Source organism: Ketobacter sp. (assembly GCF_003671495.1).
GTDB lineage: Bacteria > Pseudomonadota > Gammaproteobacteria > Pseudomonadales > Ketobacteraceae > Ketobacter.
Genome location: NZ_RCHN01000034.1, coordinates 157,427 through 177,216 on the forward strand (window position 1 = coordinate 157,427; position 19,790 = coordinate 177,216).

20 protein-coding genes are annotated in these 19,790 nt (G+C 55.3%); 9 read left to right on the plus strand and 11 right to left on the minus strand.

Annotation, left to right across the window (positions count from 1 at the left end; all coding sequences use genetic code 11):
- Nucleotides 1-70: 70 nt before the first annotated feature.
- Nucleotides 71-1,501, plus strand: coding sequence for a membrane-bound lytic murein transglycosylase MltF (gene mltF, locus D9N14_RS16970; protein WP_290581893.1), 1,431 nt, complete (start codon nucleotides 71-73; stop codon nucleotides 1,499-1,501).
- On the opposite strand, the gene tadA is transcribed toward mltF, so the two are convergent.
- The 3 genes from tadA to D9N14_RS16985 are packed head-to-tail and all read right to left on the minus strand — an operon-like array spanning nucleotide 1,498 to nucleotide 3,436.
- Nucleotides 1,498-2,007, minus strand: a complete 510-nt coding sequence (gene tadA / locus D9N14_RS16975) for a tRNA adenosine(34) deaminase TadA (protein WP_290581895.1) — start codon at nucleotides 2,005-2,007, stop codon at nucleotides 1,498-1,500. The two genes, mltF and tadA, sit on opposite strands and share 4 nt — an antisense overlap.
- Entirely contained in the window at nucleotides 2,004-2,597 is a 594-nt protein-coding gene (locus D9N14_RS16980; protein ID WP_290581897.1) for a DUF488 family protein, read from the minus strand. The genes tadA and D9N14_RS16980 overlap by 4 nt, the downstream gene beginning before the upstream one ends.
- Nucleotides 2,597-3,436 carry a hypothetical protein gene (locus D9N14_RS16985; RefSeq protein ID WP_290581899.1) on the minus strand — a complete coding sequence of 280 codons (840 nt, stop codon included), beginning with the start codon at nucleotides 3,434-3,436 and terminating at the stop codon, nucleotides 2,597-2,599. The genes D9N14_RS16980 and D9N14_RS16985 overlap by 1 nt, the downstream gene beginning before the upstream one ends.
- A gap of 505 nt (nucleotides 3,437-3,941) precedes the next feature.
- Here D9N14_RS16985 and D9N14_RS16990 point away from each other — a divergent pair.
- The 7 genes from D9N14_RS16990 to D9N14_RS17020 all read left to right on the plus strand — a co-directional run bounded on the left by D9N14_RS16990 (nucleotide 3,942) and on the right by D9N14_RS17020 (nucleotide 12,718).
- Nucleotides 3,942-4,940: an arsenic resistance protein gene (locus D9N14_RS16990; RefSeq protein ID WP_290581901.1), complete on the plus strand. Its 999-nt coding sequence runs from the start codon at nucleotides 3,942-3,944 to the stop codon at nucleotides 4,938-4,940.
- 507 nt (nucleotides 4,941-5,447) lie between these two features.
- Nucleotides 5,448-6,863 carry a TolC family protein gene (locus D9N14_RS16995; RefSeq protein WP_290581903.1) on the plus strand — a complete coding sequence of 472 codons (1,416 nt, stop codon included), beginning with the start codon at nucleotides 5,448-5,450 and terminating at the stop codon, nucleotides 6,861-6,863.
- Entirely contained in the window at nucleotides 6,860-7,906 is a 1,047-nt protein-coding gene (locus D9N14_RS17000) for an efflux RND transporter periplasmic adaptor subunit (protein WP_290581905.1), read from the plus strand. Before D9N14_RS16995 ends, D9N14_RS17000 begins: the two co-directional genes overlap by 4 nt.
- Before the next feature lie 15 nt (nucleotides 7,907-7,921).
- Nucleotides 7,922-11,023, plus strand: coding sequence for an efflux RND transporter permease subunit (locus D9N14_RS17005; RefSeq protein ID WP_290581907.1), 3,102 nt, complete (start codon nucleotides 7,922-7,924; stop codon nucleotides 11,021-11,023).
- A gap of 15 nt (nucleotides 11,024-11,038) precedes the next feature.
- On the plus strand, nucleotides 11,039-11,380 hold the full coding sequence (locus D9N14_RS17010) for a P-II family nitrogen regulator (protein ID WP_290581908.1): 342 nt from the start codon (nucleotides 11,039-11,041) through the stop codon (nucleotides 11,378-11,380).
- A gap of 166 nt (nucleotides 11,381-11,546) precedes the next feature.
- Nucleotides 11,547-11,765 carry a DUF6316 family protein gene (locus D9N14_RS17015; protein WP_290581910.1) on the plus strand — a complete coding sequence of 73 codons (219 nt, stop codon included), beginning with the start codon at nucleotides 11,547-11,549 and terminating at the stop codon, nucleotides 11,763-11,765.
- A 44-nt stretch (nucleotides 11,766-11,809) separates the two neighbouring features.
- A complete protein-coding gene (locus D9N14_RS17020) occupies nucleotides 11,810-12,718 on the plus strand; it encodes a cation diffusion facilitator family transporter (protein WP_290581912.1) in 909 nt (302 codons plus the stop codon).
- 268 nt (nucleotides 12,719-12,986) lie between these two features.
- On the opposite strand, the gene D9N14_RS17025 is transcribed toward D9N14_RS17020, so the two are convergent.
- Nucleotides 12,987-13,892 carry a cation transporter gene (locus D9N14_RS17025; protein WP_290581914.1) on the minus strand — a complete coding sequence of 302 codons (906 nt, stop codon included), beginning with the start codon at nucleotides 13,890-13,892 and terminating at the stop codon, nucleotides 12,987-12,989.
- A 77-nt stretch (nucleotides 13,893-13,969) separates the two neighbouring features.
- Between D9N14_RS17025 and cadR the strand changes: the two genes are divergently transcribed.
- Nucleotides 13,970-14,380: a Cd(II)/Pb(II)-responsive transcriptional regulator gene (cadR, locus tag D9N14_RS17030; RefSeq protein ID WP_290581916.1), complete on the plus strand. Its 411-nt coding sequence runs from the start codon at nucleotides 13,970-13,972 to the stop codon at nucleotides 14,378-14,380.
- On the opposite strand, the gene D9N14_RS17035 is transcribed toward cadR, so the two are convergent.
- The 7 genes from D9N14_RS17035 to D9N14_RS17065 all read right to left on the minus strand — a co-directional run.
- Nucleotides 14,358-16,364 (minus strand): cytochrome c/FTR1 family iron permease, encoded by a 2,007-nt coding sequence (locus tag D9N14_RS17035; RefSeq protein ID WP_290581918.1) that lies wholly within the window; start codon nucleotides 16,362-16,364, stop codon nucleotides 14,358-14,360. The two genes, cadR and D9N14_RS17035, sit on opposite strands and share 23 nt — an antisense overlap.
- A gap of 289 nt (nucleotides 16,365-16,653) precedes the next feature.
- Nucleotides 16,654-16,869: a GDCCVxC domain-containing (seleno)protein gene (locus tag D9N14_RS17040; RefSeq protein ID WP_290581921.1), complete on the minus strand. Its 216-nt coding sequence runs from the start codon at nucleotides 16,867-16,869 to the stop codon at nucleotides 16,654-16,656.
- Nucleotides 16,866-17,153 carry a mercury resistance system periplasmic binding protein MerP gene (merP, locus tag D9N14_RS17045; RefSeq protein WP_290581923.1) on the minus strand — a complete coding sequence of 96 codons (288 nt, stop codon included), beginning with the start codon at nucleotides 17,151-17,153 and terminating at the stop codon, nucleotides 16,866-16,868. The genes D9N14_RS17040 and merP overlap by 4 nt, the downstream gene beginning before the upstream one ends.
- Nucleotides 17,154-17,182: 29 nt before the next feature.
- Nucleotides 17,183-17,542: a mercuric transporter MerT family protein gene (locus tag D9N14_RS17050; protein ID WP_290581925.1), complete on the minus strand. Its 360-nt coding sequence runs from the start codon at nucleotides 17,540-17,542 to the stop codon at nucleotides 17,183-17,185.
- 71 nt (nucleotides 17,543-17,613) lie between these two features.
- Complete coding sequence (merR, locus tag D9N14_RS17055; RefSeq protein ID WP_068435007.1) at nucleotides 17,614-18,018, minus strand: Hg(II)-responsive transcriptional regulator; 405 nt, start codon at nucleotides 18,016-18,018, stop codon at nucleotides 17,614-17,616.
- Nucleotides 18,015-19,463: a heavy metal sensor histidine kinase gene (locus D9N14_RS17060; protein ID WP_290581929.1), complete on the minus strand. Its 1,449-nt coding sequence runs from the start codon at nucleotides 19,461-19,463 to the stop codon at nucleotides 18,015-18,017. The genes merR and D9N14_RS17060 overlap by 4 nt, the downstream gene beginning before the upstream one ends.
- On the minus strand, nucleotides 19,441-19,790 hold a 350-nt coding region (locus tag D9N14_RS17065), incomplete at its 5' end, for a winged helix-turn-helix domain-containing protein (RefSeq protein WP_290581931.1). The genes D9N14_RS17060 and D9N14_RS17065, both read right to left, overlap by 23 nt.

Here is a 19,790-nt window from a genome sequence, read left to right on the forward strand (position 1 = left end):
TTGGGCACCATTGGGACAGACAAGCGTCTAACGACGCGACAGGGATTCAGTAGCAACACGAACTCGGATTATGAACTCGATTACATGGCTGATCAGAACAATCATGGGCGCCGCGCTGGCTGCAGGATTCCTGCTGGTTCCGGCGTGCCAGCCCAATCTGCCGCTGCTGGAACAGGTTCAGCAGGCGGGAGAGCTGATCGTGGCCACCCAGGAAGGGCCCACCACCTATTATCAGGAGATGGATCGCCCCACCGGGTTTGAGTTCGAGCTGGCCAAAGCCTATGCCGAATTTCTGGGCGTTGAGCTGAAAGTCCGCACCTACCCGGATCTGGGGGATCTGTTGCAGGCCGTGCGCCGGGGCGAGGTCCACATGGCCGCGGCCGGCCTGACGGTCACCCCCCAACGCAGCCGGGAGTTCCGCTTTTCCTCCCCTTATCAGCAAATCACCCAGCAACTGATTTTTCACTCGGACCAGCCCACTCCCAAGGTGGTGGAAGACCTGCTGGGCAAAAAGCTGGTGGTGATCGCCAACAGCAGCCACTCGGAAAACCTGTCCCGATTGCAGCAGGACTACCCGGAATTAACCTGGGAAGAAAAACACAACAGCTCCGCCCTCACCCTGTTGAACATGGTCAACGACGGCCAGGCGGATTTCGCGGTGGTGGATTCCAATGTCTTCAACACCTATCGCTCAGTGTTTCCTGAATTAAGCAGCTCGTTCGAACTCAAAGACCCGGAGCCACTGGCCTGGGCCTTCTCCAGCGCCACGGACGCCTCGCTGTTCACCTCCGCTGAACTGTTCTTCAATGAGGTCAATGAGAGCGGTGCGCTGGAAGAACTACGCATCCGCTTTTTTGGCCATCGGGCATTTGATTACGTGGGCGCGCGTACCTTTTTGGCGCACCTGGATTCGCGTCTGGTGAAATACGAAGATACATTCAAAACCGTGGCGAAGGAGTTGAATATGGATTGGCGACTGCTGGCGGCCATTGGCTACCAGGAGTCCCTGTGGAACCCCAACGCCATCTCGCCCACCGGGGTACGCGGCCTGATGATGCTGACCCAGCGCACCGCCAAAGAGATGGGCGTAACCAACCGGCGGGATGCGGAGCAGAGCATTCTGGGGGGCGCCCACTACTTCAACAAACTCTATCAGCGCCTGCCGGCCTCCATTGCCGAGCCCAATCGCACCTGGTTTGCCCTTGCCGCCTACAATGTGGGTTACGGACACCTGATGGACGCCCGCCGCCTGGCCAAGAAAGACGGCATGAACCCGGACAACTGGTTTGATGTGCGCCAGAAACTGCCTTTATTGCTGCGGCGCGAAGTCTACAGCCAGACCCGCCACGGGCGCGCCCGTTCCGGAGCGCAGTCGGTGGTGTACGTGCGTAACATTCGCCGTTATTACGAGGCTCTGGTGTGGGCAACGGAGCGGGATTACCACCGCCACACCCCCACCCCACAGAGCGTGGTGGCCATGCGCGTTGGGCTGGTGCACTAGGGCTTGGGATCTGCCGGCGGGTCTGCTTTTAACTGACGCTTCAGCTTACGGCGCGCGGCAAAAAAATCACTCATCAGGGCACTGCATTCCTGTGCCAGACAACCGCCCTCGTAGGCCACCGCGTAATTCACAAAGGGTTGATCAAAGAAACGCTGGGCACTGATCAGCGCACCGGCTTTGGGTTCGTCCGCCCCAAACACGACCCGATCAATGCGAGCATGCAGAATCGCGCCGGCACACATGGAGCAAGGCTCCACGGTCACGTACAGGGTTGCCCCGGGAATGCGGTAGTTGCGCTCATTGGCACAGGCTTGCCGCAGGGCAACAATCTCGGCGTGGCAGGTAGGATCGCAACGCGCGATGGGCTGGTTGAACCCTTCCCCCAACACCACACCATCGCGCACGATGACCGCCCCCACCGGAACCTCCTGTTCCTGTTCCGCCTGCCGCGCCAATTCCAACGCACGTCGCATCCAGCGTATATCTTCCTGCTCCTGGTGGCTCACTCGGGTCTCCGATAGGCTTTCAGTTTCGACTGCGCCCGGCAACCCAGCTCAACCAACTGCTCCGGCGATGCAAACAGATCCTGAGCGGCACCATGGGTTTCCGCCATGCGCTGCTCCAATTGTGGTTGGGTTTCGATACCACCGTCGTGGGTGATGTGGGCCAGCTCCAGCCCCAGGCGCCGCTTCAGGTCGAAACCGATCAATAAACTGCGGTGACAATCGGCAGGGTCTTTTTCCGCACACATCAGCGCGATATTCAAGCCCTTATCCAAGCCATTCTGCAACCGCTCTACCCCTTGCAGGTAGAGCGGCGATTGAGCCAGTCGATCAAACTGCACCTGACCACAGGCATCATAGTGATGGTCGTCCCTGGAACGGGGGCCCAACTCGGCACCGAGATAAACGTAATGGATGCCGTTGGACTTCAGAGTGGCAGCAAACGCTTCCTGATGATAGTCATGGAAGGCTTTACTATAGGGAACGGAGCGCACATCGGCCACTGCACTGATCCCATATTGCTGCAATTGCGCTAAAAACACCGCAATGGGTTTGGTGGCGTAGCCGATGCTGTAGAGTTGCCGTTTGGCCATCACAGTTTCGGCGCCTGGGTACCGGTTTTGGATTTTTCTGCCACCTGTTGCTGCACCCAGGCTTGCGTCTCAAATTCAGACTTGGCCAGTGCCCGCACATCGAAGAGGGTTCCATTGGCCTGGGTAACCGGCTCACCGCGCAGGGTGTACTCGAATACACCATTGCATTGCGCTGCGTAGGCCGGCGTCACCGTTTCCACTGCCATCTTCCTGCCGTCTTTCACAAAGCGATCCAGCACCCCGTTGCCGATGGAGGCACTGTGTACGCAATCGATGTTGCCACTGCCGGGCAGTTTCCATTTCAGAATGCGTTCTGCCTGCGCACCGGCCCTGTCGTTCTTTACATCTTCAACCGGGGTGCCGTACTTCTCGATCAGTGCCTTGGCATAGTCGGCCTGGGTCAGGGGTTCTGAGGTTTGACGGTGAGTTCGGGTGATGGCCACTACACGGGGCGCTTCCGGCGGAAAGGTGTAGCCTGCGCTGAGCACCACACTGCCACCAGGCATCTGCCCCTGGGTGAGCACCAGGAAGCGCTCGGTTTTATAGCGTTTTCCCAGTGCGCTGTATTCGAAGAACTGGCTGCTTTCCTGAACCCGCATGGCGGGGTCGTAGGCTGACAGAACGGCCTTCACCTCATCCGGGCTCATCCCCAGGTACAGACCGGCTATATCTGGCCCGGCATACTGGGAGGCCGTAGCCGCCTTCGCAGGCTTGGGTGCGGGCGCTTCGGCTTTTGGCGCCGCTGCGGTCTGCGCGGCCTGGGTCGAATCGTCACTGTCACCACAACCACTTGCCGCCAGAACCAGCACAACTATCAGGGAGAGAGGGAGCCTGCTCATCGAACGTATCCTCAAGGGTGGACTGAACCGGGATCAAAGATTCAGCAACAATACCTGCGCCCCCAGGTTTGGACAACTGTTATCAGATAGCCGACGGTATACTCCCGTTCAATTTACTCCCACTCGATTGTAAATAATCATTTATTTTTCTTATTTTTCATATAGTTACAAATCGACGAATTCCATATACCACGAAAAATACCATGCTCAGAAATAACTTGGAAATAATTTCTTTTTTTTACCGATAGCCCCGTTCAACAGGGTCTGAGCCAAACCAAACCGGGTAAAAGAACCACCAATCCTGTGTAGGCGCCCATCCCCTCTACTGCCGGCAAAAAAGGTCAAATTCTGGCACTGACTATTCTACCGAATCTCTCCCGACACCGCCTAAAGAGATTCCAGTTCTCCTTAATGAGCCTGCCGAAGTGCTCAGGGCGAATGCCGGGAGTTCATTGCGCACCAGTGATATTATCGTGTCCTCGAAAAACATCAAGAACAGCTTAAAATGCACGAACAACTGGAGCGACATCAGGTGTGGCTTTATCTGGTAGCCATCCTGTCCGGCATGGCCATCGGCTGGAGCTCACCAGAACAGACCCGAGATTGGGAGCTGTTGCTCTGGCCAGTCCTGGGCGTTCTCCTGTACACCACTTTCACTCAGGTGCCACTGATACATCTCAGGTTGGCATTTCGTGATGGCCGCTTTTTGGCCGCTTTGCTGACGGGCAATTTTATCCTGATACCGATGGTCGTTGGTCTTTTATTGTGGCTGTTACCGGCCGATCCCGCTATTCGCCTCGGTGTACTATTGGTACTGCTGGTACCCTGTACGGACTGGTTTATCAGCTTTACCCATCTGGGTGGTGGTGACGGTGCCCGGGCCATCGCGGCCGCACCGATCCTCCTGATTGTCCAGCTCATTTTGCTACCGGTTTATATCTGGCTTTTCATGGGCACTTTCGCCATTGAGTTAGCGGTCAGCAGCCACTTGCTGCCAGCTTTCTTCGGATTGATTGTTACCCCGCTGATCCTGGCCTGGATTACCGAACGGTTGTCGGAAATGCACCGGCGGGTGCATAGGCTTGTAGACTGGCTCGGATGGCTGCCCGTGCCGCTGCTGGCACTGGTAGTGTTTTTGATCGCTGGCTCGCAGGTCAGCCTGGTTATCGGCAACGACGCCCGTCTGTGGTCGGTGCTCGTGGTCTTTGTACTTTACCTGGTTGCTGCCGCTACCATCGGGAAGGGGCTCAGTGAGCTATTCGGGTTCACACCCACTATCAGCCGCACCCTTACATTCAGCCTCGGCACCCGCAACTCTTTTGTAATGCTGCCGCTGGCGCTGTCATTGCCGGAAGCCTGGCGTGCCGCCGTCGTGGTCATTGTCTTCCAGTCTTTGGTGGAACTGTTCGGCATGATCACATATCTACGCTGGCTGCCACACCTGCTCAAAAATACAGACGGCCCCAGTAAGCGGCATGATAAAGCAAACATTTCTGACCATTAACCAGTCCCGTTATTGACAACGACAATCCCCCTGGTTGATTGAATCGCCCTATTTGGGCTAGACTCTGCGCTTCGTTTCACATAGCTCGCTTGATGGCCGAATGGCAAAAAACTGGACACTAATACTATTTGCCGTGCTGATGGTAGTGCAATCACTATCCATCACCGCTGATGTATTGCCCATCCATTCAGATCATGAACCCCATGAGTTGGCAGATATTTTAGGGGACGGTGAGTCAACTCAGGCGGCAAACCTATCACCGGGCTCAGACCACAATACCCCGCCCGGCCATTGCCACTCCTGCCATTGTCATGGCTCCCATATGCTGCTGTCGATGCAGTTGCCCACGCTGCCTACCGTGTCTTCTAACCGGGCTACACTACCCTACATCGTCGACCACCCCTCCCCCCCCATCGCTGCGATACTCCGCCCGCCCATAGCCTGACCTCACTTCCCGGTTCTCGACCGGCACCAGGATTTTTCAAAAATCTTTACGTGAGGTAATTCATGTTCATGCTAATCCGTTTGCGTCCGGATTCAGGCCGAAGCCTGATAATCCGGACAGCGCGCCTGCTGCTTTGCAGCGCGCTACTAAGCCTATCCGGGCTTACCCATGCCGCTGACCGCGACCCTACGACATTGACACTTTCTGAAGCGTTCGCTCGGGTGCTCAGTGACAACCCCGAATTGGCGATCTATCCCTACGATATTCGCGCGGCCGAGGCACGGGCCCTCCAGGCCGGATTCCGGCCCAACCCGCAGATTTCCCTCGACGTAGAGAATATCGCTGGTAATGGCGAATTTTCAGGGACCGACACCATGGAAACCACCCTGGCGCTCAGCCAGGTCATTGAAATGGGTGGAAAGCGCCCCCTGCGCCGTGATGTTGGCCAATGGCGCCGCCAAACCCTTGAGCGCGACTACGAACTTGCCCGTCTGGACGCATTGTCAGCGGCGGCCAGTCGTTACCTGGAAGTGGCGCAAACCCAGCGCTTGCTGGTCTTTGCCCGGCAAGTCGTCGACTATACAAGCACTGCAGAAAACGTTGCCCAAAGGCGGTTTAATGCTGGCAGCGCCAGTCGGGCCGAACTGAGCCGCGCTCGTACGGACTTGATGCAGGCCAAACTGGCGGTGAGCAATCTCACCGTGCGCCTGGAGAACACCAAACGGCGGTTGGCGAGCCTGTGGGGCGAAAACTCGGCGGATTTTACTGACGTTGAGGCCGAACTCTTCGCCTTGGCGCCGACACCTGAGTTTGCCAGCATCCAGCGACAGCTGGAACAGGCACCGCAGCTGCAACGGTTTATGACCATCGAAAGGCTACGCGAGGCTGAACTGGATCTGGCCATTGCCCGGGGCCGGCAGGACATCGAAGTCGGCGCCGGCATCAGGCGGGGCGAGGGAACCGGCGATACCGGTCTGGTTTTTTCATTCTCCATGCCCCTTGGCGTCTCTAACCGAAACCAAGGCAACATCACTGCCGCGCGGGAAAACCTGACAAAACTGGATCTCGAAGAGAAGGCCACCCGGGTGAGGGTTTTCACGGAACTGCGCAATGCCTTCGCCCGGCTGGATCAGGCCCGTGAGCGGGCTACCTTGTTACGTGAGCAGATACTGCCCGAGTCCCAGCAGGCACTCGCGCTGATTCAGGAAGGCTACGGCGACGGGCGTTTCTCCTATCTGGAGCTGGTGGAAGCCCGGCGCCAGTTGCTGGCCTTCGAAACCGAGGCCATTGCCGCCGCCACTGACTTTCACCAAACCCTTATCACCCTGGAGACCTTGACCGGCCAGCCACTCACGGGGGAGCGCCAGTCGCTCTACCCCACCGACAGAGCCAGTAATTTCCGGTCCGATCTGCGCCTGCCTACGCTGGACAGCATCAATGATGAAGGGTCTCTTTCGCCACAGGATGAATCACAATGAACAAGTTACTGAATTATTTAATTGGCGGCCTTCTACTAGCCGCCATGGCATCTCAAAGCACAATCGCCGCCCCATCAGATCAAGCCTCTCACACTGAAGCAGGCGCTCAGCACACAGATGAAAAGCAACACTCGAAAGAGGAACATGCCGAGGAAGATCATGCTGAGGATAAAGGCGATCATGTCGAAGACACCAGTCATGAAGGTCATGAGGAGGAAGAGCCCGAGCTGACCTTTAACGCTGACCTGTTACGTGAATTTGGCGGTGAAATCGCCACCGCTGAAGCCGGTGTGATTCGCCAACAAGTCTCGCTGCCCGGCGAGGTAAAACTCAACGAGGAAGCCGTGGCCCATATCACACCCCGCTTTCCGGCCAAGATCGTCGAGGTGCGGGCAAAAACCGGTGACCGGGTCAAGGCCGACGATATTCTCGCCGTGGCCGAAAGTTCCGAGACCCTGTCCCGCTTCCCGCTGAAATCCCTGATCGACGGGGTGGTAATCAAACGCCACGTCACCTTGGGGGAACACCTGGCACCCGACGATACCGCTTTTGTGGTGGCGGATCTGTCCACATTGTGGGTGGATATCGCCCTCTATCCCAAGCAGGTACCTCTGGTAAAAACAGGGCAGCCGGTGCGGGTAACCACCAGCCACGGTCCATCACCTGTGGAGACCAGCCTGGACTATGTGGCTCCCTTGGTGGACGAGGCCACGCGTACGGGTTTGGCACGGGTCTTCCTGGCCAATACGGATAATGACTGGAAGCCGGGCATGTTCGTTGAAGGCCAAATCACCCTAGGTGAATTTTCCGCTGCGGTCGTGGTCCCCAGAACCGCCATTATCGACCTTGAAGGCCAGTCAACGATATTCGTGCAGCACGACGGCAACTGGGAACCTCGCCCGGCCAAGCTGGGTCGCGGGGACAGCGACTCGGTGGAAATCCTGACTGGCCTGGAATCGGGCGAACGTTATGTTGCCAAGGGGGGATTCGTGCTCAAGGCACAGCTGCAGAAAAGTGAATTCGAATCCGGTCACAACCACTAATCGCGGGAGAACAGTATGCAAACTCTTATTCGTTTTGCGCTGGAGAACCGGCTGTTAGTGGTCGTGATCTCTCTGGCAATGCTGATCGGCGGTTACTTCGCCTATCGGACTTTACCGGTTGACGCCTACCCGGATATTTCACCCGCGTTGGTGCAGGTCTTTGTGGAAACGGAAGGCCTGGCGCCGGAGGAAGTCGAGAAGTACGTTACCTACCCCATCGAAAGCGCCATGAATGGCCTGCCGCAACTGGATCATGTGCGGTCGATCTCCAACTTCGGCTTATCGGTGGTCAATATCTACTTCGAGGACGGCACCGATATCTACTTCGCCCGCCAGCTGGTGGGGGAACGATTGCAGGTGGCCCGGGAAGCCATTCCCGATGGCTTCGGCGAACCGGTGATGGGCCCCATCACCACCGGGCTCGGCCAGATCCTTTTCTATGTGCTGGAGGACACCAGTGGACAGTACAGCAACACCGAGTTGCGGGAGATCCAGGACTGGATTGTCAAGTTCAACCTGCAGACGGTGAAAGGCGTCACTGAAGTCCTTTCCATCGGCGGTGAGGTCAAGCAGTTCCAGGTGCGTATCGACCCCGATGCGCTGATCCGCTACGACGTGTCGCTGCCCGACATCAAAGAGCGCATCGAGGCCAACAATGCCAACGCGGGGGCACAGTTCATCGTCAAAAACGACGAGGAGTACATCGTACGCTCCGTGGGTTTGGCCACGGACCTGGATGCGCTGCGCAACATCGTGGTGAAAACCATCGATGGCACGCCCGTCTACCTCCATCAACTGGGTGAGCTGGACATTGGCGGAGAAATTCGACGCGGACTCACTACCAAGGACGGTCAGGGCGAAGTGGTCGTGGGCATGGTATTGAAGCTGATCGGCAGTAACACTTCCCAAGTGATCGGTGCCGTCAAAGAAGAACTGGCCACGATCAACGCCAACCTACCCGACGGTATCGAAGTACAACCCTATTACGACCAGGCGACACTGGTCAAAGCGGCGGTGAGCACGGTGATCAATGCCCTGTTGCAGGGCATTATTCTGGTGGCCCTAGTACTGTTGGCGTTTATGGGTGGCCTACGGCCCAGCCTGGTGGTGGCACTCTCGATTCCGTTTTCCGTCGGCTTCACCTTTCTCGCCATGAAATTCTTCGACATCTCCGCCAACCTGATGTCGCTGGGCGGAATCGCCATCGCCATCGGCATGATGGTGGATGGCGCGGTGGTCGTGGTGGAGAATATCGACCGGATGCTGCGGGAATCCTCCCCGGACGAGTCGCGCCTACACCTGGTGGCGCGGGCCTGTCAGACAGTGGCGCGCCCTATTCTGTTTGCCATCAGCATTATCATTATCGTGTTCTTGCCGTTGTTCACCCTGCAAGGGGTGGAAGGCGCGACTTTCCGGCCACTGGCCTATACGGTGGCAGTGGCGATGCTCGGTTCGCTGTTTTTTGCCTTGATCGTGGCACCGGTGGTCTCGTCCCTACTGATGAAACGCCCCAAGACAGACCCTGACAAGCCTCGCAAGGACATTGTCAGCGTGCTGCTGAAAGGCTACCAACCCCTGGTCCAGGCCATGGTGGCCCGCCGTTGGATTGCGGTGACCTTGGCAGCGGTGGTCCTCGTCATCGGCATTATCATCGCCCCGAGACTGGGATCCGAGTTTGTGCCACGCTTCAATGAAGGGGATCTGCTGATCCGCGCCACCATGGCGCCCTCTATCTCGCTGGAAAAAGCCGAAACGACTATCAGCGTCTTCGAGCGTCAGTTGATCGAGGCATTTCCCGAGGTCACCCAGGTGGTATCGCGCATAGGCCGCGGTGAAGTCGGCGCCCACGCCGACCCGGTGAACAACGCCGAGATATTCGTTGCACTCAAACCCCAGGATGAATGGCAAAGCGCGGAGACTCTGGATGGCCTGTATGCGGCCATGAGTGAAAAATTCGCGGATTTCCCCGGCGCGCAATTCAACTTCACACAACCCATTGCCGCAGCCGTGGATGAACTCCTGACCGGCACCAAGGCAGAACTGGCCGCCAAACTCTTTGGCGATGACCTGGATGTGCTGGTGGAGAAGGCTCAGGCCATCGAACAGGTGATGCGCACCGTGCAGGGTGCCCGGGATGTACAGCGTGATCAAATCGGTGGCACACCGCAACTGCGCATTACGCTAAACAGGGAAGCGATCGCCCGCTACGGACTCAATGTCAGCGATGTACAGCGCACCCTGAGCGTCGCCGTTGGCGGCAGCGAGGCCGGACAGGTGTTCGAGGGTATCCGCCGCTTTGACATCTATGTGCGGCTTAAGGAGCCCGCACGCAATCGAGTCGATGTCATCGGGCAGCTCATTATCGAAAATGCCGCCGGGCAGCGTATTCCCCTAGAGGAACTGGCTGCCATCGAGGAAGTTGTAGGGCCGCGCCAGATCACCCGGGAAAACAACCAGCGCTTTATCACCATCCAGACCAATGTCCGCGACCGGGATATTGGCTCCTTCGTGGCTGAAGCCGATGCCGCTATTGCCAAACAGGTGGATTTGCCGCCAGGCTATTTTCTCAAATGGGGCGGACAGTTCGAGCTCCAGCAGCAAGCCAACAAGCGCCTGATGATCGTAGTGCCCATTACCCTGGCGTTGGTGTTTCTGATGCTGTTCGTCAACTTCAGGTCCCTGCGAAATGCCTTGCTGATCATGCTCAATATCCCGCTGGCACTGGTGGGCGGTATTGTCGGTCTGTGGCTAAGTGGTCAGAGCCTCTCGGTGCCGGCTTCGGTAGGGTTTATCGCCCTGTTTGGTATCGCCCTGGAAAATGGGCTGGTGTTGGTGAGTTACCTGAATGAGCTGGTCAAGGACGGGGTGTCTATTGCAGAAGCCAGTGTGCGGGCGGCCTGTGCGAGATTACGGGCGGTGATTATGACCGCCGTCACAACCGCCTTGGGTCTTTTCCCGCTCCTGTTCGCCACCGGCACCGGTAGCGAAGTGCAGCGGCCACTGGCCACCGTCGTTGTCGGCGGCCTGGTGACGGCCACCATCCTGACCCTGTTAGTAATACCCGCACTGTATCACTGGTTTGCCGACAAACCCGCTGATATGAGCGAATCCCATTAACCCGGAGTGACTGTCATGCAAGAGATCAAAGCCTATATTAAACACCGCAAACTGGAAGCCGTGACCTTGGCCCTGCACCGTGTGCAGGGCGTCACCGGAATGAGTGTTGCCAATGTTCTTGGCTTCGGACGGAGCAAAGTCAATACCAGCGCTGCCAATCCAATTGAGGGCGCGGGGGATTTTGTTAAGCACGTGAAGGTGGAAATCGTGTGTCACGATCAGTACGTGGACGAGGTCGTCCGGGTACTGAAAACCGAGGCTCATACCGGACTGCGCGGCGATGGTCGCATTTTTATCAGCGATATCAATCGTGCAATCCGGATCGAGGACGGTGCCGAGGACAGTACGGTTGTCTGAAAAAAGAACCCGCTTTCTTCATGCGGGCGGGTTCTTTTTTAGTTTTCGCTCCCTCTACACCTGATGATTCATCTCCAACAGGCGCTGTGACTCATGACCTTGTACAGCCACTTCCACCCGTTTTGGATGGCATTACTGGGCAAGGTCATGACGGCAGGACAAGATTATGAGTGATTCACCCGATCATCGAAAAACTGACTCGAAGGCGGTACCACTCTTTAGAACGCATCGCATCCACTCCATTAACAGTGAATGGTATTTTTTAACCCGGGAAGGTCAAAATATCGGGCCGTTCCCGACCAGGAAAGATGCAGAAGAAAACCTTTTGGAATTTCTAAAAAGTATCAAGAAAATTAACGCGATGACCAAACGCGGAGTGAAATGAAGCATATCAATCTACATGAATAACCACCCAACGAGGTAAATCCAGTGAGCCACGAACATGTACATATGCCCGCCAAGACCAAGGATAAACGCGTTGCCATAGCCATCTGGGCGAACGGTGTCCTGACCTTGGCTCAGATTGGGGGTGGCATCTTTTCGGGCAGCCTCGCCCTGATCGCCGACGCCTTGCATAACTTCTCAGACATGGCTTCGCTCGTCATCGCTTTCGCTGCGCAAAAAATCGCGCGCCGCCCCGCCGACTCAAAGATGACTTTTGGCTACGGACGTATCGAGGTTGTTGCGGCTCTCATTAACTACACGACGTTGATCATTATTGGGATATACCTGATCTACGAAGGGGGCTTGCGGATAATTGATCCTCCCCAAATCAAGGGCTGGTGGGTCGTCTGGCTTGGCGGTATCGCCTTGGCAGTAGATGCGTTGACAGCTTTGCTCACCTACTCGATGCAGAAAGACAGTGTCAACATCCGTGCGCTGTTTTTACATAATCTTTCTGATGCACTCGCGTCAGTCGCCGTAGTGATCGGCGGGGCTCTTATTCTACTCTACGACATGCGGTGGGTTGATCCTGCAATCACCATAGGGATCGCGGGTTATATTCTTTACCTGGGTCTGACAGAGATCGGCGGAACCATCAGAACACTCATGTTGGGCAGCCCTGTGGATATCGATACAGATGCCGTCATTCGGACCCTGTCAAACATCGAAGGTGTTGCTGACCTTCACCACGTACATTTTTGGCAAATGGGCGAACACGATGCCTCACTGGATGCCCATGTAGTCATTGTGGAAAGCGCCTGGAATCAGCTTGAGAGCATTAAATACCGGATCAAGAAGACTCTAGATAAAGAATTCAACATAAATCATTCAACACTGGAATTCGAACACCCCGACCACCTCCACAAGGACGCCCAGACCTATGGGCATGGTTAGGAAAAGGTTCTCGGCAAGAACCGTTGGCAGAGAATGCTATTTCAGCTCTGTCAAAACCTGCTTGGCTGATCGCTTAATGGTTTGCATCATACCAACGGCGTACATTTTGGTTTATGACGGCTTTTACGCTGACGAATATGGCGTCATCAAGGACGCCATGGTTGAGGCACTGAAACAAAAAGGGCTCGTTCACACCACTCGCAGAACTGAACTTAAAAAGAACTTGCCGGGATGACACCGAGCAACAGGCAAAAACCAGAGTCCGCCACTAATGTCGCAACTGCAGAATACGCCGCGCACCATTCAGCACGATCGAGCCGATTATTAAACCAATGACCAAGTCAGGATAACGGGACCCCGTCCAGGCGACCAGCACACCCGCGAGAATGACCCCGGAATTGGCGATGACATCGTTGGCGGAAAAAATCCAGCTCGCTTTCATGTGTGTACCACTATGCCGATTCTTTGCGATAAGCAACAGACACCAGACGTTGGCTGCCAGGGCCACCACGCCAAATCCCATCATCAGAATGGAGACGGGTTCGCTGCCGAAGACAAATCGCCGCCCGACTTCAGCCAAGACCCCTAGCGCCAGAATCAACTGCAGCCAGCCGGAAAAATGTGCCGTTCGCAGCTTGGTGCGAAGACTGCGCCCCACCGCATAGAGTGCAACGCCATAGACCGCAGCATCAGCGAACATATCCAGGGAATCGGCAATCAAGCCGGTGGATTGCGCCAGCCAACCTACCGTAAGTTCAACCACGAACATAACGCCATTAATAGCCAGCAACCACTTCAGAATACCGGACTCGGCCTGAGCCGTTGCTTCTTCCGCTGCACGTACCTGAGCGACCTCTTCTGCCGCAACGAGGATGGTCGTTTCCCGTGTGGCGCCCAGCCCCAGGCCGCACAGCCGCTCCTCGATGGCTGCTGCGTTATCGCCATGGAAGACACGCACCTTGCGGTTGGGCGTGTCGAACTCCAGCAGAACACGAGGTTCAATGCCGTCCAACGCCATGCGGATCATGCCCTCTTCTGAGGGGCAGTCCATTTTCGGTACCCGGTACTCACTGACATAGCCATGTTGAACTGACGGGCCAGGGGTCGCTATTCGAGCGCTAGATACATTGGTAGCCTTGCTACCCTGGCAGTCGTCGTTACACCGGTCAGACATCAAAAAAACCCTTGTGGATGTACGGACGGTAACTATAAACTCTATAATAACAATAGAGTCAACCGGAATATTGAGAGATGAAGAAAATCGGCGAACTGTCGAAAGTGACTGGCTGCTCCGTGCAAACCATCCGGCATTATGAAAAGGAACATTTGATTGCCTCAGCAGAACGCAGTGAAGGCAATTTTCGTCTGTACGATGAATCTGCCGTTGAGCGATTGCTGTTTATCAAGCACTGCCGTAGCCTCGATCTCAGCTTGCCGGAGATCCGGCAGTTGTTGGCGTTAAACCGTTCGCCCGGTTCGCAATGTGATGATGTAAATCGGATGATGGATAGGCATATCGAGCAGGTGGAGACGCGTATACAGGAACTCACCAAGCTGAACGAGCAACTGAGAATGCTGCGCCGCAGCTGCACAAACCGTCGGACAGTGGAGCAGTGCGGCATATTGCGAAATTTGTCGGCTACTTCGGTTTCGATCGGCTGACACCTGGGTCCAACAAATCTTCTGGACGTTCTGCAACAGGGGCATTTTTCCGCTGCCTTCTTCCCAGCCCCAGAAAGACCAGGAAAACACCCAGTACCGACAATTGCGCCAAGATCCCCTGCCAGGTGGACTTTACGCCGACCCAATCAATGTCAAAGCTGACAGGCAATGGGGTTATACCAACAAGATCCGCTTCCTGAAGTGCCGACACCGCTTTACCCATGAGGATAAATGCCAAGGCCAGCAGCAGGTAGGTGGTGACGGAAAAGAATCTGGCAATGGGTAGTTTCACTGAATAACGCACCAATAACCAGGCCAATATCGCCAGGAAAGCAGTACCGGCTACAAAGCCGCTGAATACGGATGAATATTGAGCGGCTGCAGCCTGGGTCAGCAGGGACTGATAAAACAAGACTGTTTCAAACACTTCACGATAAACCGCAATAAATGCCAGCAGCGCAAGGCCCCACAGGGTACCCGCAGTCAGGTGGGCGTTGATGTGCTGCTGAATATAGGCTTGCCACTGGGCAGCATGGGTTTTACTGTGCATCCAGATGCCGACATAGAGCAACACAACCGCCGCCAAAAAGGCCGCAACCCCTTCCATGACTTCGCGGCTGGCACCGCTAATACTGACCAGGGACTGCGCTGCAGCCCAGGTCGCAACACCGGCCGCCAATGCCGTTACCCAACCCAAATGCACATACCGAAGTCCGTCACGCCGACCGGTTCGCACTAGCACAGTAACCAGGGCAATGACCACGAGCAAGGCTTCAAGCCCCTCCCGCAACAGGATGACCAAGCTGGCACTGAACAGGGTCACATTGGACAAGGTAGATTCTGAAAGCAATCGATCCGCATCCTCCAACCGCGCCAGTGTCCGGCTCACAGCACTTTCCACCACGCCTTCAGGCTGTGCCTGCTTCAATAATTGCCTTATAGCCATCATATCGGCTTCGAGTGTCTGGCGGAGCGCTTTATCCTGCGCATCCAGGCTGTTTTCGACCAATTCAAAGCCATCCAGATAAGCACTGACCGCCAGTGCTTGTGCTTTCTGATAATCGCCGCGCTGGTGCGCCTCTTGTGCTAGCAGCAGTTGGTCTCGGGTGATTTTCAGAGGATTGGTCGTTTCCCGGAATAACAGTTCTGGCTTTGCGCGCAACCGTTCGATCGCCTGCTGCGTCATCTCCGGATGTTCTGCAGCGAGTTGCGCCGGCGTGTGGTTGACCATCTGTGACAAGGTGACGCTGGGTGCCTCGCCTGTAAACTCAGAGCCGGATTGAAATGCCAATCCGCCGACGTGGAACGCCAGGGACCAGCGTTGCTCTTCCGTCAGTTGGGTAAATGCCGGCATTGCGGTATCGTCTATGCCATTGGATATGGCATCGTACAGGCCCAGAAGTGATCGATTCAAGGCTCGCTCTTTGCTGGTGAAATCGGTTGGAGCGGGCTCCAGCTGTGCGGCCATCACACCATCGCCCCCACCGGCTGCGCCATGACAAGAAGCGCACTGGCTCTCATACAACCCTTTGACGGTCGCTTTCGACAACAGGTGAAGCGGTAAGGACGACCGAGGCATCAGTGCCAACAACGTACCCCGCAGGCTGCCACTCATTTGTCGAATTGTTTCAATAGCCTGTTTGTTCTGGATAGCTGCTTGTAAAGCCTTTGCCTGACCTGTCAGGTCGCCAACGTCGGCTGATTTATCCTGAACCTCAGAAATATTCGTCACAATGAGCTGGGAGAACTCCAGCATTTCCTGATATTCACCGTCATTGACCACCTGTCCATCCCTGACGGCTTCCATGTAATCCACAGCAATGTATTCGGCCAGCTGAGCCAATTGACGCATTTCGACGCTGCTGTCGCTTATCTCCGCCTGACTGGCCTTTGGATATAACCACGACAAGGCCAGCAATACTACTGTGACGTTCAGAACAAAAAACTTTGGGCCTGTAAAACGGAATATCCAACGAGCCTGCATTGACTAAATCTCTTTTGGGATTGTTACTAATGATAATCGATCTCAATAGTAATCCCTATGGTAGCTATAGAGTCAAGCCTCTGGCTGGTTTGTCGACATTCCGTTGATGTGTGGTTTAACTGCCTGTTGTGTACAGAACGAACGCCATTTCAGGTACCCAAAAATCGATGGGCTGCCGGAGTGGTGATAATTATCTGGCTAATGACCGCATTGGGCATGGGGTACGACAGTTGGGATTTCATCGCGAACAAACCGACCTGAACCGTTCAATGTCAATGTGAGTTCTTCTTTAAGAACAGCAACGCCCCTCTTGTTGAACAGGCGGGCATGGTACCGAACCGTAAGAACAATACACACAACAATCACCGGGTTTTGGTTTGAGCACGGCGCGACAACTTTCGCACTCATAGAACCACTGGCAGGCATCCGTCGGCATAGTCTCGATCTTCTTGTGGCCACATTCCGGGCAGGTCAATTCCGACTGTAAAATCACATTTGAGGTCATGGCGTTTCTGTTTTCACAAGGGTTGATGGATAACCGGCATTGGTGGTTGCTTCAATGAGTTTCTCTGCGCTGGTCTGAGTATCCTCAAAAGTGACCACCGCCTGCTTGTGTTCAAAACTGACCTCGGCCTTGGTGACGCCTTTTACTTTGCTAAGGGCCTTCTTGACCGTGATCGGACACATGGCGCAGTTCATGGTTGGCAGGTTCAGAGTGACAATCTGAGGTTTAGCCCAGGCAGACAGGCTGGTGATGGTGAATACAAGGGCTATTGTGATTTTGTGCATGATTCACTCCAGTCTTGGGCAACGCATTTTTAAACCATCAGGGGAATCCAGTAGCTGCTGGTGACAAGAACCAACGCGATGATGGCCATGATCCAGAAAATAACCCGTCGGCGTTTTCGCGTTTGCGGTACGGCGCAGGCGGTGCCCGGCTCGCAGCCCTCAACTGGCCGGTGGATCTGCCAGCCCGCCCAACCCAATAGCATCATCACGATGGCGATAAAGACGGGACGATAGGGCTCCAGCAGAGTCAGGCTCCCGATCCAGGCCCCGCTGATCCCCAGTGTGAGTAAAACGAACGGGCCGATGCAGCAAAGGCTGGCGCCAACAGCAGCCAGCACCCCGCCGATCAGGGGTAGATTATTTTTGGCGAACTCGTCGTTTGCGGGCATGGCGGACTCCATGGAATGCATTCAATGAAGCCAGTGTAAACGCCGTACTTCGGTACGGAGTCAAGTCCGACTCAGGAGAGGTCTTTGTCAGGTTGTAACGACTCCACAATCGGACAGGCTGTGTTGTCGGGATTGGAGCGGCACTGGGTGACTAAACCCTCTAAAACACGCTCCAGGCGGCACAAATCGTTGATTTTTGACCGCACGCTGACCAGTTTACTTTCCGCCAACTCCTGGACTTCCGAGCAATGGGATTCGCCCAGTACCAAGAGGTTTTCGATCTCCTCCAGAGTAAAGCCCAGTTCCTGGGCACGTTTGATGAATAAAATCCGTGCCAAGGTGGCCTTGGTATAAGTGCGGTATCCTTGAGCCGGTTTTGGAGGCTGAGTGATGAGGCCACGGCGTTCGTAGTAGCGGATGGTTTCGACGCTGACTTGTGCAGCTTGCGCTAATTTTCCGATGGAAAATAGACTCATGGCAAAGCCCCTTCTTCGCAGTCCCAATTAATAGCCGCTTGTGGAAAGCAGATCGAAAAGGAGGTCATACCGTAATCTGAAGACACGTCGATACTGCCGTAGTGTGCTTCCACGATGGACTTAACAATCGCCAAGCCCAATCCAGCCCCTTCACTCTGGCGCTGACGTGAAGGATCAACCCGGTAGAAACGGTCGAAAATTCTGGGCAAATGTTCTGCGGGAATTTCCGGCCCCGTATTCTGTACGCTGAGTAAAACCTGCCCTTCGTCCGACACATCCAGACGAACCTTCACGCTTTCTCCCTCGGGTGAGTGGCGTATCGCATTGGATAACAGATTGGACATGGCGCGCCGCAGCATGGCACGATCACCCTTAATTTTCGGCGCCTGTCCTTCCAGCATTAACTGTATGTGCTTTTCCTCTGCCAGCGCCTCAAAAAAATCAAATAGCTTACGGACTTCCTGAGCCATATCCAGTGACTCCCATACCGGCTTAAGCAGTCCATGCTCGCTTTGAGCCAGCCAGAGCATGTCGTTGACCATTTTTGCCAAGCGTTCCAATTCTTCCAGGTTTGAATAGTGCAGTTCGCGGTATTCAACCAGGCCTCGTGACTTTCCCAGAACGACCTGAGTCTGGGTGATGATATTGGTAAGAGGCGTGCGCAATTCGTGGGCGATGTCGGCGGAGAAATGGGACAAGCGGGCAAAACTGTCTTCCAATCGGCCAAGCATAAAATTGAATGAAGAAACGAGATTTTGAAGTTCCCCAGGCACCGCCTCGGAATCAAGTCGAACATGCAGGCGATCAGCCTGTATTTCACGCATGGCTTCGCTCAACCCGCGCAGTGGCGCATGCCCCTGATGCACACCATACCAGGCCGCCAATAGCGTCACCATGCCTGCGAGTAACATGATAAGCCATAAGCTACGACGAAAATTCTCCAGAAATTGGATATGAGCATCCATGTCAATGGCGGTAACGATGTAGTATTCTTGGCCACCCACCTGGGTTTGCGTGATGGTTCCCCGGTAGGTTTTCCCATCTCCCTGCCAGTGATATACGTTGCCAACCTGAATACTGGACACCGGGGCAAAGGTATTAATAGGTTTTGCAAAATCGTTCGCTGAGGGGCCGTAAATCAGGCGCTTTTCCTTATCCCAGACCTGAAAATAGACACCGTGATGACCCGATATCGCGTGCGACAACGCCTCACCCAAGTGTGAAGAGCCGTCACCCGTTTTGCGTAAGGCTCGATCCACAGCCCTTGTCATGACCTCCAACTCGTCAGCGTCCTGTTCGGCGAAATGGCGCTTGACCGCGTTGTCCACCAGATAACCAATCACCAGAAGACTTAGCCCAATGGCAAGGGCAACAAAGGCCATCACCCGGGCGGTTAGCGATAGTGGATGCTTGCCAAGACGACTACTCCACATCATGCTCGTCATCCACTTCCAGCTTGTAGCCCATCCCCCTTACCGTGTGAATCAATTTAGGCTCAAAATCGTCATCTATCTTGGAGCGCAGGCGACGGATGGCCACATCGATCACATTAGTATCGGAATCAAAGTTCATGTCCCACACTTGCGAGGCAATCAGCGAACGCGGTAGCACTTCACCCTGTCGACGGACAAGCAGCTCCAGCAGACAAAACTCTTTGTGGCTTAGGTTAATTTTACGACCCGCACGCATAGCCCGATGTCGCGGCAAATCCAGAATGAGATCGGCGACGCGCATCTGATCCGTGATTACCGGTACCGTACTGCGACGCAACA

What these genes read in the sequence shown, in the direction of transcription:
- mltF (WP_290581893.1), top strand. Translation starts at nt 71, where the DNA reads ATGAACTCGATTACATGGCTGATCAGAACAATCATGGGCGCCGCGCTG.
- D9N14_RS16980 (WP_290581897.1), bottom strand. Translation starts at nt 2,597, where the DNA reads ATGGCCAAACGGCAACTCTACAGCATCGGCTACGCCACCAAACCCATT.
- D9N14_RS16985 (WP_290581899.1), bottom strand. Translation starts at nt 3,436, where the DNA reads ATGAGCAGGCTCCCTCTCTCCCTGATAGTTGTGCTGGTTCTGGCGGCA.
- D9N14_RS16990 (WP_290581901.1), top strand. Translation starts at nt 3,942, where the DNA reads ATGCACGAACAACTGGAGCGACATCAGGTGTGGCTTTATCTGGTAGCC.
- D9N14_RS16995 (WP_290581903.1), top strand. Translation starts at nt 5,448, where the DNA reads ATGTTCATGCTAATCCGTTTGCGTCCGGATTCAGGCCGAAGCCTGATA.
- D9N14_RS17000 (WP_290581905.1), top strand. Translation starts at nt 6,860, where the DNA reads ATGAACAAGTTACTGAATTATTTAATTGGCGGCCTTCTACTAGCCGCC.
- D9N14_RS17005 (WP_290581907.1), top strand. Translation starts at nt 7,922, where the DNA reads ATGCAAACTCTTATTCGTTTTGCGCTGGAGAACCGGCTGTTAGTGGTC.
- D9N14_RS17010 (WP_290581908.1), top strand. Translation starts at nt 11,039, where the DNA reads ATGCAAGAGATCAAAGCCTATATTAAACACCGCAAACTGGAAGCCGTG.
- D9N14_RS17015 (WP_290581910.1), top strand. Translation starts at nt 11,547, where the DNA reads ATGAGTGATTCACCCGATCATCGAAAAACTGACTCGAAGGCGGTACCA.
- D9N14_RS17025 (WP_290581914.1), bottom strand. Translation starts at nt 13,892, where the DNA reads ATGTCTGACCGGTGTAACGACGACTGCCAGGGTAGCAAGGCTACCAAT.
- cadR (WP_290581916.1), top strand. Translation starts at nt 13,970, where the DNA reads ATGAAGAAAATCGGCGAACTGTCGAAAGTGACTGGCTGCTCCGTGCAA.
- D9N14_RS17035 (WP_290581918.1), bottom strand. Translation starts at nt 16,364, where the DNA reads ATGCAGGCTCGTTGGATATTCCGTTTTACAGGCCCAAAGTTTTTTGTT.
- D9N14_RS17040 (WP_290581921.1), bottom strand. Translation starts at nt 16,869, where the DNA reads ATGACCTCAAATGTGATTTTACAGTCGGAATTGACCTGCCCGGAATGT.
- merP (WP_290581923.1), bottom strand. Translation starts at nt 17,153, where the DNA reads ATGCACAAAATCACAATAGCCCTTGTATTCACCATCACCAGCCTGTCT.
- D9N14_RS17050 (WP_290581925.1), bottom strand. Translation starts at nt 17,542, where the DNA reads ATGCCCGCAAACGACGAGTTCGCCAAAAATAATCTACCCCTGATCGGC.
- merR (WP_068435007.1), bottom strand. Translation starts at nt 18,018, where the DNA reads ATGAGTCTATTTTCCATCGGAAAATTAGCGCAAGCTGCACAAGTCAGC.
- D9N14_RS17060 (WP_290581929.1), bottom strand. Translation starts at nt 19,463, where the DNA reads ATGACGAGCATGATGTGGAGTAGTCGTCTTGGCAAGCATCCACTATCG.